The sequence below is a fragment of the Streptomyces sp. NPDC046335 genome (genome assembly GCF_055587985.1).
The window spans coordinates 95,337-108,708 of record NZ_JBVJFF010000002.1; the positions used below are offsets into that span (position 1 = coordinate 95,337).

General features: G+C 72.1%; 9 protein-coding genes, 1 tRNA gene and 2 pseudogenes. 3 read left to right on the plus strand and 9 right to left on the minus strand.

Going from position 1 to position 13,372, the window contains the following annotated elements:
- Positions 1-166: 166 nt before the first annotated feature.
- Positions 167-2,170: a HAMP domain-containing sensor histidine kinase gene (locus tag ACZ6JY_RS04250; protein ID WP_469192093.1), complete on the minus strand. Its 2,004-nt coding sequence runs from the start codon at positions 2,168-2,170 to the stop codon at positions 167-169.
- Between the two features lie 181 nt (positions 2,171-2,351).
- Positions 2,352-3,077 (minus strand): annotated as a pseudogene (locus tag ACZ6JY_RS04255) (response regulator transcription factor); the annotation flags it as partial.
- A gap of 326 nt (positions 3,078-3,403) precedes the next feature.
- On the opposite strand from ACZ6JY_RS04255, the gene ACZ6JY_RS04260 reads away from it, so the two are divergent.
- Together ACZ6JY_RS04260 and ACZ6JY_RS04265 are read left to right on the plus strand one after the other, a co-directional pair.
- Positions 3,404-4,789 (plus strand): sensor histidine kinase, encoded by a 1,386-nt coding sequence (locus tag ACZ6JY_RS04260; RefSeq protein ID WP_469192095.1) that lies wholly within the window; start codon positions 3,404-3,406, stop codon positions 4,787-4,789.
- The gene (locus ACZ6JY_RS04265; protein WP_469192097.1) at positions 4,753-5,406 is read left to right on the plus strand and encodes a LuxR C-terminal-related transcriptional regulator; all 654 of its coding nucleotides are present in this window, start codon (positions 4,753-4,755) and stop codon (positions 5,404-5,406) included. Before ACZ6JY_RS04260 ends, ACZ6JY_RS04265 begins: the two co-directional genes overlap by 37 nt.
- Positions 5,407-5,660: 254 nt before the next feature.
- Here the strand turns inward: ACZ6JY_RS04265 and ACZ6JY_RS04270 are convergent, their stop codons facing one another.
- On the minus strand, positions 5,661-6,440 hold the full coding sequence (locus ACZ6JY_RS04270; protein WP_469192099.1) for an SDR family NAD(P)-dependent oxidoreductase: 780 nt from the start codon (positions 6,438-6,440) through the stop codon (positions 5,661-5,663).
- Between the two features lie 313 nt (positions 6,441-6,753).
- Positions 6,754-7,245 (minus strand): annotated as a pseudogene (locus ACZ6JY_RS04275) (cupin domain-containing protein); the annotation flags it as partial.
- 170 nt (positions 7,246-7,415) lie between these two features.
- Here ACZ6JY_RS04275 and ACZ6JY_RS04280 point away from each other — a divergent pair.
- Positions 7,416-8,240 (plus strand): alpha/beta fold hydrolase, encoded by an 825-nt coding sequence (locus ACZ6JY_RS04280; protein ID WP_469192101.1) that lies wholly within the window; start codon positions 7,416-7,418, stop codon positions 8,238-8,240.
- Between the two features lie 10 nt (positions 8,241-8,250).
- On the opposite strand, the gene ACZ6JY_RS04285 is transcribed toward ACZ6JY_RS04280, so the two are convergent.
- From ACZ6JY_RS04285 to ACZ6JY_RS04305, 5 genes are all read right to left on the minus strand, one after another.
- Entirely contained in the window at positions 8,251-8,844 is a 594-nt protein-coding gene (locus ACZ6JY_RS04285; protein WP_469192103.1) for a TetR/AcrR family transcriptional regulator, read from the minus strand.
- Positions 8,845-9,143: 299 nt separating this feature from the next.
- Positions 9,144-9,641, minus strand: a complete 498-nt coding sequence (locus tag ACZ6JY_RS04290; protein WP_469192105.1) for a histone deacetylase — start codon at positions 9,639-9,641, stop codon at positions 9,144-9,146.
- A 443-nt stretch (positions 9,642-10,084) separates the two neighbouring features.
- Positions 10,085-10,158 (minus strand) — tRNA-Thr (locus ACZ6JY_RS04295).
- Positions 10,159-10,253: 95 nt separating this feature from the next.
- A complete protein-coding gene (locus tag ACZ6JY_RS04300; RefSeq protein ID WP_469192107.1) occupies positions 10,254-11,882 on the minus strand; it encodes an alpha/beta hydrolase in 1,629 nt (542 codons plus the stop codon).
- 186 nt (positions 11,883-12,068) lie between these two features.
- The gene (locus ACZ6JY_RS04305) at positions 12,069-13,274 is read right to left on the minus strand and encodes a DNA polymerase III subunit delta' (RefSeq protein WP_469192109.1); all 1,206 of its coding nucleotides are present in this window, start codon (positions 13,272-13,274) and stop codon (positions 12,069-12,071) included.
- Positions 13,275-13,372: the final 98 nt, after the last annotated feature.

Genomic DNA, 13,372 nt, shown 5'->3' on the forward strand with positions numbered 1-13,372 from the left:
ACGCCGGTCGCGTAGGAAACCCCGTACGACTGGTCGGGCGGGAAACCCCGTGACGCCGTCCGCGTGGGAAGCCCCGTAACACCGGTCGCGCGGGGAGTTCCGTACGGCCGGGCGCGCGGGAAGCTGCGTACAGCCGGTCGCGCGGGAGGGCCCGTGCAGCCGGTGGTCAGGGGGCCGGCGTCGGTAGGTGGACCGTGAACTGGGAGCCTCTGCCCGGGACGCTCTGCGCCGTCACCGTGCCGTCGTGGGCCTCCACCAGTTTCCGCACGATGGACAGGCCGAGGCCGCTGCCGCCCGTGGCGCGCGTGCGGGACTTGTCCGCGCGCCAGAAGCGGTCGAAGACGTGTGGCAGGTCGGCCGGCGCGATGCCGGTGCCGGTGTCGGCGACCTCGATCAGGACGGCGTCGGGCGTAGCGCGGCAGGTGACGCGGACGCTGCCGCCCTCGGGGGTGTGGCGTACCGCGTTGGAGACGAGGTTGCCGACCGCCTGCCGCAGCCGCAGCGGGTCCGCCGTCAGCCAGGGGTCGCCGAACGCGGTGGCCCTGAGCTTGACCCCCGCCGCGTCCGCGCGGGCCTGGTGCGCCGCGGCCACCTGCTCGGCGATGTCGGCGGCCCGCACCGGTTCCCTGTGCAGCCGGAGCGTGCCTGCGTCGGCCGCCGCGAGATCCTGGAGGTCGTCGACGATGTGCTGGAGCAGCAGGGCCTCTTCGAGGAGCGAGGTGACCAGTTCGGGGTCGGTCTCGACGACGCCGTCCTCTGCGGCCTCCAGCCAGCCCCTGATGTTGGAGAGCGGGGTCCGCAGCTCGTGCGCGACGTCGCTGACCATGGCTTTGCGCTGTTCCTCCAGGGCCTTGCGGTGGGCCGCCATGTCGTTGAAGGCGGCCGCCAGTTGGCTGATCTCTCCGGCGGAACGGGTGGCCGTGGCGGGTACGGGGTCGCCGGGCTCGCCCGCCTTCATGCGCCGCGTCGCGGTGGTCAGCGCGCGCAGGGGCCGGGTCAGCCGGGTCGCGGCGAACGCGGTGACGGCCACCGTGACGGCGAGGACGGCCGCGGCGAGCCCGGCGAGGCGGGTGGTGTTGTCCCTGGAGAGGCTGAACCCCGGTTCCCCGCGGGAGCCGTCCGGACTGGTGATGAAGAGCAGGGCGGGCGAGGAGACGTAGGGGCTGAGCTGTTCGCGCCGGGCGCTGTCGACGCAGGCCTCGCGGGCGGCGTCGTCGGCGGTGCGGGAGCCGAAGGGGTCGGGGGTGGCGGTCGGCTCACGCGGGCGGTCCGCCCCGGCTGCGGGGGGCTCCTCGGGGACGGAGGCCTCGGGGCCAGGCTTCTCGGGGTCGGGCTCGTCGGGGTCCACGGGGTTCCCGGGGTCCACGGGATCCACGGGGAGGACGTATGCGGCGTACGTGGGCACCGCCCCGAACGGCTTCGGGCCCGACCGTCCGCTCAGGTCGAGGCCGACGGGGATGTGCTGGAGGCCGCGGCGCTCCATGCAGGCGCCGGCGACGGAGTCGAGCTTCTTCAGGGCCTTGCGTTCGGTCTCGGTGGGCATGTCGAGCAGTGATTCGCCGCAGGCCATCCTGTTGACGGCCATGGGGTCGCCGCCGACGCGGACGGAGGGGCGGCCGCCGGGCGCGGTGACGACCTCGGGGGTCATCCCGATCTTCGTCAGACAGGCCGCGGCGCGTTCGGCGGCGGCCTTCAGCCGGTCGCGCTCGGCCCGGGTGAGGCGGTAGGGGCCGATCGCGCGCGGATCGATGCGGTCGGCGGCGGCGTCCTCGCCCGAGCGGCCGGGGGTCAGCGTGGTGTCGACGGCGAGCGGATCGAGGACGGCGGAGGCGTTCGGGGGCAGCGGGGTGTGCTTCGCGGGGGCCGCGGAGTCCGTGATGACCTTGCGGTCCTGCGTGGTGAGGGCGATGCGGCGCCCGGTGCGCCGGGACAGCTCGCGTACGGCCTCGTCCGCCCCGCGCCACGCGGGCGCGCCGGCCCCCACGCCGAGGAGCCGGTCGTAGATACGGGCGTCATCGGCGAGCACCTGCCCCTGCTCCTGCCGAAGCGCCCCGGAAGTGGTCTGCGCGGCGAGCCACGCGGTGGCGGCGATGGACCCGACGGACACGAGCACGGAAACGGCGAGCAGCCGCGCGAGGAGGCTCCGCCGCAGAGGGATATCACGCGCCACGACGAGCCAAGGGATTGCGGGGCACGGCTCGTGGGGCGGGGGCGGGGGCTGGGGTGTTGGCGGGTGCTGGGGCGGTGGCGGCCCCCATAGGCCCGGCGGCAGCCATAGGCCCGGTGGCAGCCATAGGCCCAGTCGACGCCGTCGTCCCGCCTGGCTCCGCTGCCCCGGCGGGTGTTGTCGACGCCGATGTCGATGTCGACGTCAGCTTGTAGCCCACGCCGAAGATCGTGAGCAGGCGCGTCGGGTGGCGGGGGTCCGGTTCTATCTTCTTGCGGAGGTTGAGCACGTGGACGTCGACCGTGCGTGCCGATATGTAGCCCGACGAGCCGTGGATGCGGTCCAGGAGCTGGGGGCGGGTGAAGACGCGGTCCGGGTCGCTCGCCAGGGCGGTGAGGAGGTCGAACTCGCCCGGCGTGCACTCGATCGGGCGCCCGTCGACCGTCACCTCGTGGCGCCGCGGGTCGACCACGAGGTCCCCCGCCCGCAGCACCTGGCGGCCGGTGTCCGGCGAGGGCGCGTGGATGCCGCACGCGCGGCGCAGCAGTGTCCGTACGCGGGCCATCAGCTCGCGGGGGCTGTACGGCTTGGTGAGGTAGTCGTCCGCACCGAGGTCGAGACCCTCCAGGAGGTCGTCCTCGGTGGAACGGGCGGTCAGCATCAGGATCGGCAGTTGCGCCAGCTCCGGCGTCACACCGCCGCCCCGCAGCGTCCGCGTGACGGCCAGGCCGTCCTTACCCGGCATCATCACGTCGAGTATCAACAGGTCCGGCGGCCGGTTCCGGACCGCCGCGAGGGCGGCGTCCCCGTCGTGGACGACGGTGACCGAGTGGCCCTCGCGCTCCAGATAGCGGCGGACCAGCTCGGCCTGTTTCTCGTCGTCCTCCGCGATCAGGACTGCAGCGCACATGGGGTGAGGATAGGCACGGGCCGCCGGGGGAAGGGCGGCGAGGCCGGTCGGGGCCGCCGCCCTGACAGGATCCTCATAACTGCCGGCCGGGCGCGCGGACCGGCCGGGCGCGACCCCCACGGCGTTGGAGGGGGAGCTTTATCCGCGCCCAAGAGGGGAGTTATTACCACCGACTTCGGGCCGGACCCCCTCTCATACTGGGCGAGCGGAACCGCAGCAGTTCATCGCTCCACACCCCGTACTCCGTACCCGGTACCCCGTACCCGGTGCCCGGTGCCCGGTGCCCCGTACTCCGTATGAGAAGCAGGTAGAAAGGCGTTGGCCAGATGGACAGCTCGCGAGAGTCCGCGGACACCAGGTCGCAGACCACTACGCCGCCACGGACCACCACACCGCCGCAGACCACCACCGGGAACGGCCCCGGTCAGAGTCACCCTCTCCCCTCAGGACCCACCGGCTTCCGCCGTTCGCTGGTGCTGTGGGGCCTGTCGTGCCGCGCGTTCTGGCTGTCCCTCTGGCTCTTCTTCGTATACCTGACGCTGAGCGGACCGCTGGGCGTCAGGCTGATGCCGGGCGCGGTCGCCCGCGTCCGGCGCCTCGCCGACCGGCAGCGGGCGCTGGCCGGCGAGTACTCGGGCATCGAGATACCCGCCCCGTACAAGGAAGTTCCCGACAAGGAAGTTCCCGCCCAGGACCGCGGCAAGGCCCTGCGCGCCCAGCTCCTCGCCAAGAACAACCAGGTCTACCGCGACTGGCGTTGGGCCGCGATCGACCCCATCGCGGGCGGCGCCATCTCCTTCGCCCCGCTGCTCCTGGTCCTCAGCGGCCTCTGGGGCCTGACGACCGCGGTCTTCGGGGCGCGGCTCTCCCAGGACTGGGACAGCATCTGGTACCTGTTCATCCCGGTCGACGGCTGGGGCACGGCGATCCTGGCGGGCGCGGTCGGCCTGGCCCAGTTCCCCCTGGCGTTCTTCTGGGCGGGCCCCCGCGCGGTGCACCAGCACTCCCGCTATCTGCGGGCCATGCTGGCCCCCAGTGAGGGCGAGCTCCTGGCGAGCCGTATCGAACACCTCACCACGACGCGTTCGGACGCCGTGGACACACAGATGTCCGAGATCCGCCGCATCGAGCGCGACCTGCACGACGGCGCCCAGGCCCGCCTGGTGGCGATGGGCATGACGCTGGACGCCGCCGAGCACCTCCTGGAGTCCAACCCCGAAGCCGTCCGCGCCCTCCTGGTCGAGGCCCGCCAGTCGTCGATCAAGGCTCTGGAGGAGCTGCGCGGCCTGGTCCGCGGCATCCACCCGCCGGTGCTCGCGGACCGTGGACTGGGCGACGCCGTACGCTCCTTGGCGATGATCAGCCCGTTGAAGACCGACGTCCAGGTGGACCTGCCGGCCCGCCCGGAGCCTCCGGTGGAGTCGGCGGCCTACTTCGCCGTCTCTGAGATCCTCACCAACGCCGCCAAGCACTCCGGTGCCGAGCGCTGCTCGGTCGACATCCGGCACGACGCGGGGACGCTGCGTGTCACCATCACCGACAACGGCCGCGGTGGCGCCGACATCAACGCCGGTACGGGGCTGCGGGGCATCGAGCGCCGCCTCGCCACCTTCGACGGCGTACTCGCCGTGAGCAGTCCGCTCAACGGCCCGACCATGGTGACGATGGAGCTGCCGTGCGTGTTGTCCTCGCCGAAGACCACTTTCTCCTGAGGGACGGCCTGAGCCGCCTCCTCCAGGCCTTCGGCCACGAAGTCGTGGCGGCCGTGGACAACGGCCCGGAGCTGCTCCGCAGCCTCACCGAGCGGGAGCCGGACGTCGCGATCGTCGACGTCCGGCTCCCGCCGGGTTTCAGCGACGAGGGCCTGCGGGCGGCGGTGGAGGCGAGGACCCGCGTCCCGAACCTGCCCGTTCTCCTCCTGTCCCAGTACGTGGAACCCCTCTACGCCCACGAGTTGCTCTCGACGGGCTCCGAGGGAGTGGGCTACGTACTCAAGGAGCGGGTCACCAACGGCGCCGAGTTCATGTCGACCATCCAGCGCGTCGCCGACGGCGGCACGGCGATGGACCCCGAGGTCATCTCGAAGCTCCTGACCGGCAAGAAGCGCGACGAGCCGATGAGCACCCTGACCGACCGCGAACGCGAGGTCCTGGAGTGCGTGGCCCAGGGCCGCTCCAACGCGGGCATCGCGGAAGCCCTGTTCATCTCGGAAAAGGCCGTGGCGAAGCACATCAGCAACATCTTCCCGAAGCTGGGCCTACCGCAGTCCGACACGGACAATCGGCGGGTACTGGCGGTGTTGGCCTATTTGGATGCGGGTGGGGGGTAGGGGGTGTCCGGGGGGCGGGGCGGTTTGGCGGGGTGGCTTCGCACGGCGGGGGCGGGGGCGGCTTGGCAGGGTGGCTTCGCCCGGCCGGGGGCGTCGCGGCGTGACGGGGCGGCATCACCCAGCCGCGGTGACGGCTTGGCGGGACGGCTTCACTCGAAGGCCCCGCATCACCACGTAGGCCGCATCACCAAACAGGCCGCGCCCACGACGCAGGCCACGCCCACGACGCAGGCCACGCCACCACGCACGCCCCGTCACCACGTAGGCCGCGCCCCCACCCCTCCGTCGACGACCAGATCCGTCCCGCTGATCCAGGACGCCGCCTCCGAGGCGAGGAACACGCAGGCGTTGCCGATGTCCTCCGGGCGGCCGAGCCGGCCCAGCGGAGCCGCGGCCCGCCAGCGGGCCACCCCCTCCGGCCAGTCCTCGGCCAGGCCTGGCCGGTCGACGAGGCCCGGCGACACAGTGTTCACGCGGATGCCGCGCGGCCCGTACTCCAGGGCCGCCGAGCGGGCGAACATGATCAGCGCGGCCTTGGACGCGCTGTAATGGGCGTGCCCCGGCGCAGGGTTCGTCCCCTCGATGGACGCGACATGCGTGACGGAGCCACCACCGTCCTGCCCGGCCATGACCTCCGCCGCGGCCTGCGTACAGCAGAACGCGCTCGTCACGTTCGCCTCGACGACGCCCCGCCACTCCTCCGCGGTCATGCCGGGCAGATCGCGTACGGGCTGGACCCCGGCACAGTTCACGAGGGAGTCCAGGCGCCCCTGCCAGGCGTACGCGTCTTCGACGAGCCGCCGGCACTCCTCCTCCCGGGCCAGATCCGCCGCTACGGCGATGGCGTCACCGCCCGCGTAACCGATCCGCTCGACCACCTCCCGGGCCCGCGCCCCACCGCCCCGGTAGTGGACGACGACCGCCGCCCCGGCCTGCGCGAACCGCACCGCGATCCCCGCTCCGATGCCACCGCTCCCCCCGGTCACCAGAGCGACCCGCCCCCTCAGCCCCGGCAACGCCACGTCACGCCGCATCCGGCCCACCTCCCCCACGGCCCGGCGAAGCCGCCCCTGGCTCTCGCCCGGAGGCTTCGGACCGCCGCTCGGCAGCCCCGGGCACCGGCCCAAGGGCACCGGGCAGCCGCTCAGGAGCCTCAGGGATCCGCCCGGAAGCTTCGGGCACGGACTCGCCGGCTTCCGGCAACTGCTCGGGAGCCTTGGCCACCGGTTCGACGGCGCCGGGCACCGACTCGGGCCCCCCGACCACCCGTCCAGAAGCCCCAGGCACCCGGCCAGAAGCCTCCGCCCCCGCCTCAATCTCATCGGGCATCCGCCCGGCACCCCCCACCCGACACAACTCCCGGATGAGCGCCGCCCGCCCCGGATACCGCGCGCACAGCGCCTCCGCGTCCCCACCCTCGTAATCCCGGGGAACGAAACCAGGTGCCATGGTCGTCCCGAAGAGCCCCCACCCATGCCGCCCACCACGGACGACCCGCGCCCCCATCCACGTCCCCGCGGGCACCACGTACTGCACCTCACCGCCCTCACCGCCCGCCCCCAGCAGGACGAGCCGATCGGAACCGTCGGGGGCGAGAAGCAGCAGCTCCAGCGCATCCCCCCGGTAGAAGTGCCAGACCTCGTCGACGGGCAGCCGGTGCATGGCGGAGAAGTCACCGGGAGCGGTACTCAGCAGCGCGATGATCGCGGAGCCCGCGGGACGCCCGTCCGCACCCTCCGCCCCCGCCCAGGTCCGCCGGAACAACCCGCCCTCCACCGGCAACGGCCGCAACCCATAACGCACGGCCACGTCTTCGGCCGTCTCACCCACCTCGCCCATCTCACCCATGCCCCGATCGCTCCCCCCTCCGGCAACCCCCCAACCACACCCGGCGTCACAAGGAGAGGAAGAGAAAGAGGAAGCAGACGCAGCCGCAGACGATGAGCTGGCAGCAGAAGCGGAAGCGGATACAGAAACATCCCGGCCACCGAAGGAAAGAAGCAGGCAAGATGATGCGCCAGGTAGGCACGATGATGCGCCAGACCCCCGAGCCAGGCCTATGGACCGCCGGGGACGACTCCGGTCACCCGCTCGTCCTCGTCCACGGCATCCGCCTGCCGGCCCACATGTGGACGCCGGTCATCGCCCGCCTCGCCCCGGATTTCCGTATCACCGCCTGCGACCTGCCGGGCCACGGAGCACTGGAACACCGGCAGTTCACCGTGGAGGGAGCCGTCGAGCGGATCGGGGCCGCCGTGGCCGAGGCCCGCGCGGCCACCGGCCGGGCACCGGTCCTCGCGGGCACATCCCTGGGCGGCATCTGCTCCCTCGCCTACGCCTCGCAGCACGACGACATCACCGGCCTCTTCGCACACGGCAGCACCCTCCGCACGGACGGCTCGCTCGGCCTGCCGCACTACATCGCGGCCCGCGCCCTGCGGCTCATCGGCGAGGACCGGGCCCTCCGCCTCAACGAGTGGGTCCTACGGTCCGTACTGCCCGACGAAAGCTTCCGGGAGATCATGGCGGGCGGCATCTCCCGGCACGGGTTCGGCGAGGTCATCGACGCGCTGTCACGCTGGGACACCCTCGCCTGCGCCACCAGGGTGACCACCCCCGTCATCCTGGCCAACGGCCGCGCCGACCCGCTCTTCCGCCGTCAGGAACGCCAGTTCCTGAACGCCCTGCGCTCGGCGGGCACCCCGGCCCGCCTGGTCCACGTACCGGGGCCGCACCTGCTGGCGCTGACGGAGCCGGACACGTTCAGCCGGCTCCTGCGCAGGGCCCACGCGGAACTCGCGACGATGACGCCGGCCACCCCGAAAGCCGCATGACCGCACCGGCTCACGGCGCGACCGACCGCCAGATCCGCTCCGACAGGACCCGCGCGGCCCGGCCGAGGGCGACGTCATCGATGCCGGAGAGCCGGCGCCGCGCGACCGCGACGATCGGCCCCATGACGAGCGACTCGACCAACGGCACCTCAAGAGGCGCGATCTCCCCCGCCTCGACCTGCCGGGCCACCCAGTCCGTCAAGGGCGAGAGCCTCGCCTCCTGCGCGTCGCGAAGCTGCTTGGCCTGCGCCATGCCGAGCCGGTCGGCGTAGGAGGAGTGCAGGAGCCGCGCGGCGTCCGGATGCTCCTGGATGAACGTGAGATACGTACGTACGAGCGCACGGATGCCGCCCCGTGCCGTCCGGGAACGTTCCACTGCCGTGGCCAGCTCCCCGAGGAGGCGGCCGAGCCAGCGCAGCAGCAGGGCGTTCATCAGTCCGTCGACACTGCCGAAGTGGTGGTAGAGGCTGCCGAGGCTGACTCCGCTCGCCTTGGTGAGGGCGCCGACGGTGACGCCCTGCTCCCCGGATTCGGCGTACACCTCGAGGGCGGCGTCCAGGAGTCGGTCGGCGGTCTCCGCGCCACGTCGCTGCTTGGGGCTCATGGTGCGTATCAGCGTAAAGCACAGATTTTCTAGAACCCTTTTCTAGAAACAGCTTCCACTGGCGGAGGGCCATGGTCCAGACTGTTCAACGGGCTTGGCCTGGCCGGGTCCAGCCCGGTGTCCGTCCGTGCGGACGGGGGTGCGCACGGACCGGCACGGGCAGCGACCACGGGCAGCGACGGGCGACCGGGTTGCCCACGGACTGACACGGACGCCGGTACCGGCACTGGCACTGGCACTGGCACTGGCAGGGCGACCGGGCGGAATTCCGGGACTGAACCCCAGCCGCCTGGCCCCCATCACGCCAACAGATCCAGAACGCCCTGCTCCGACCAGCTCTCGGCGCCCCCGGGGCAACCGGCGAGATACGAAGCGACGACGCCCGCCTCCCAAGCCCCGGTGGCCAGCAGCCCCGACCCCAGGTGACGCAGGTAGGCGGCAGACGGCGAGACCCCTGGGACATCGCCCACCCCCCAGGGAGCGGTGAAGGTGAGCATGGGCACGGAGTCGATCTCCCCCACGCACACCAAGGTCTCGTAGCGCCCGTCCCCCAGCACGGCACGCCCCCGCGAAAGCACCTCGCTCAGATCGATCCGCGAACCGGCTCCACCCGGCTCCCGGTACATCTCCTGAGCCGCGATATCACCGAACTGCTCGACGGTTACGAGATGCGCCCTGCCCAGCACCCGCCCGCGCGCCCCCGGGTCATAAAAGGCCCGTCCTCCGCCCCAGACGGGCGACCGAGTGGCGAAGTACATCACCCCGGAAAGCTCCACGGGAACGGACGCGACAGGCATGGCGGAGTCACGGCACCCCGGATACACCCGCGCCCCACCGGGCGGACATCCCCCACGGATGTAGGCACGCAGCCGCTCCAGATGCACGTTCGACCCATAGGCCGCATACCAGACGAATGACGGGTCCGCGGCTCCACCAGAGCCACCCCTGGGAACCGAAGCCGACATGAAATCAGACCCGGCCGAGGTCGACTTCCACGGGGAAGGGCGCCGAAACCTCGACGCCGCCGGTGAACACGACCCCGCTCCGGTAGGCCCTCGGTGGGCTGACAGCGGTGGTGGCCATTGCTGCCATGGGAAGGGCATGGGCGGGATCGCCGCCGCGGTCACATGGCTCAGCATGCCGGACTCCTACCCCGCGCGGCTCGTGCTCAGCGCCGTCGCCGCATCCGAGAAAAGCAAAAGCCCCAGGTCACGGCGAGTGAGTCCTGAGGCTTCCACAGAGCCGCCTTCGGGATTCGAACCCGAGACCTACGCATTACGAGTGCGTTGCTCTGGCCATCTGAGCTAAGGCGGCGCGCCGTCTGCACCATGGTGCGGTCGGCAACGCGGCCAAGTCTACACAGTTTCCGGAGGTGCTCCGCACACCCCCTCGTGGGCGGCCCGGAGCGGCTATGAGCAGCGCTTTCCTTCCGCCGGGGCCGTGCCGTGGAGGAGGTACGCGTTGATCGTGGAGTCGATGCACTCGCTGCCGCGGCCGTACGCCGTGTGGCCGTCGCCCTCGTACGTGAGGAGGCGGGCCGAGGAGAGCTGTGAGGCCAGGGAGCGGGCCCAGCGGTAGGGGGTCGCCGGGTCGCGGGTCGTGCCGACGACCACGATCGGCGCCGCGCCCTTCGCCTCGATGCGGTGCGGCTTCCCCGTGGCCTTGACCGGCCAGTACGCGCAGCTGAGCGAGGCCCAGGCCAGGCCCTCGCCGAAGACCGGGGACGCCTTCTCGAAGTCGGGCAGCGCCTTCCTCACCTGGTCCGGCGTGGTGAAGGCGGGCGGCAGGTCCAGGCAGTTCACGGCCGCGTTGGCGAACATCAGGTTCGAGTACTTGCCGTCGCTGTCCCGCTCGTAATAGCTGTCGGAGAGGGCGAGCAGAGCCGCCCCGTCCTTGTTCTTCACCGCCGAGGTGAGCGCGTCCCGGAGCTGTGGCCAGGCCCCCTCGTCGTACATCGCCGCGATCACGCCCGTCGTGGCCAGCGACTCGGTGAGCTTGCGGCCCGACGCGTCGCCGGTGGGCAGGGGCTCGCGGTCCAGGGCGTCGAAGAAGGCCTTCATACGCTTGCCCGCGCCGTCGGTACTGGCAGGGCCGCCCGTACTGCCGGCACGGCCCGTGACGCCCCTGCCGATCGGGCACTCCGCGCCGCGCCTCACGCAGTCCTTGGCGAACGACTGGAACGCCGTCTCGAAGCCCGCCGTCTGGTCGCGGTTCATCCGGCGCGCCGGCAGGGACGGGTCCATCGCGCCGTCCAGGACCAGCCGGCCCACGCGCTTGGGGAACAGGCCGGCGTACGTCGCTCCGAGGAACGTGCCGTACGACGCGCCCACGTACGACAGCTTCCCGTCGCCGAGCGCCGCCCGCAGGACGTCCATGTCCCGCGCCGCCTCGACCGTGGAGACGTGCGGAAGGATCTTCTTCGAACGCTTCTCGCAGCCACCCGCGAACTGCCTGAACGAGGCCCCGAGCGCCTTCGTCTCGGGCCGGTCGTCGGGGGTGACGTCGACCTGCGTGTACGCGTCCATCTCCTTGCCGTCGAGGCAGGTGACGGGCTCGCTGCGGGCCACGCCGCGCGGGTCGACGGCGACCATGTCGTAACGGGCCCGGACCTTCTCGGGGTAGCCCAGCGCCGCGTACGACTGGAGGTAGCCGATCGCCGAGCCGCCCGGGCCGCCCGGGTTGACCAGGAGCGATCCGAGCTTCCCGCTCTTCTCCGTGGCCTGCTTCCTTGCCACCGCCAGCTTGATGTCGCCCTTCGCGGGCTCGTCGTAGTCGAGCGGCGCCTTCATGGAGGCGCACTCGAAGCCCTCCACGCCGCACGCGCGCCAGCTCAGCTTCTGGTCGTAGTAGGGGGCGAGGTCCGTGGGTGTCGACTCGGGCAGGGCCGCGACCAGGGAGGCGTCCGCCGTCGAACCGCCCGACGAGCATCCGGAGACGAGCAGCCCCGCGGTCACGAGCAGCGTGCCGCACGTACGGAAGGTGAGGTGACGGCCGAGGGAGCGGCGACTGCGGTGACGGCGGTGACGGCTGGTGTCCATCAGACGAGGCTAACTCTCGGTCAGTCACTCATCACTTAACGTTCTCGCGCGGTACTCGTATGAGTGATGTCGTCAACCGGGCCGTCGTGCTCCGGAGGAGTTCAGGGGGTGCTCAGGGGCTCCCCCAGGCCGTCCGGGCTCTCTCCCAGGCCGTCCGGGCTCTCCCCCTGGCCGTCCGGGCTGCCTTCAGCCCGCCCTGAGCGCCACCGTCATCGCCTCGACCGCCAGCAGCGGTGCCACGTTGCGGTCCAGGGCCGTGCGGCAGGCGGCGATCGCCTCTATCCGGCGCAGGGTGGACTCGGGCGAGGTGCCCAGGGCCATGCGCTCCAGCATGTCCTGCACCTCGGTGTTGGCGATGGCCACGCGGGAGCCGAGCTGGAGGGCGAGGACGTCGCGGTAGAGCGCGGTCAGCTCGATGAGCGCCAGGTCGAGGCTGTCGCGCTGCGTACGGGTCCTGCGGCGCTTCTGCTTGTCCTCCAGGTCCTTCATCACGCCCGCGGTACCACGCGGCATCCGGCTGCCCTGCCCGCCTCCGAGCGCCGCCTTCAGCTCCTCGGTCTCCTTGACGTCGACCTCCTCGGCCATCTGCTTCGCGTCCTCGCCGGCCGTGTCGATCAGGTCCTGAGCGGCTTTCAGGCAGCCGCCGATCTCCTGCACGCGCACGGGCAGCTTGAGCACGGCGGCCCTGCGCTCACGCGCGCGCGGGTCGGTGGCGAGGCGCCGGGCACGGCCGATGTGGCCCTGCGTCGCGCGCGCCGCGACGGCCGCGACGTCCGGCTCGATGCCGTCCCTGCGTACGAGCACGTCGGCCACGGCGTCCACGGAGGGCGTACGCAGTGTCAGGTGCCGGCAGCGCGAGCGGATGGTCGGCAGCACGTCCTCCAGGGAGGGCGCGCAGAGCAGCCACACCGTACGGGGAGCGGGCTCCTCCACGGCCTTGAGCAGGACGTTCCCCGCGCCTTCGGTGAGGCGGTCGGCGTCTTCGAGGACGATGACCTGCCAGCGTCCCACCGCCGGCGAGAGCTGGGCCCGCCGCACGAGTTCACGGGTGTCCTTCACGCCGATGGAGAGCAGGTCCGTGCGGACCACCTCGACGTCGGCGTGCGTGCCGATCAGGCTGGTGTGGCAGCCGTCGCAGAACCCGCAGCCGGGGACGCCGCCCAGCGCGCGGTCCGGGCTCGTGCACTGGAGGGCCGCGGCGAAGGCCCGCGCGGCGGTGGACCGCCCGGAGCCGGGCGGCCCCGTGAACAGCCAGGCGTGCGTCATCTTCGACGAGTCCGGCGACGACGAGCCCGCGGCGACCGCGGTCACCTGCGCGTCGGCGTCCCGGGCGGCAGCCCCGAGCTGCTCGCTCACCCGCTCCTGCCCCACCAGGTCGTCCCACACGCTCATGGGATCACCGCCTTACGCCGCTCACTGCTCTGTGCTCTACCGGACTGCCCATTGTGGGACACGGCACTGACAACGCGGGCCGCCGGACGCCGACCGGG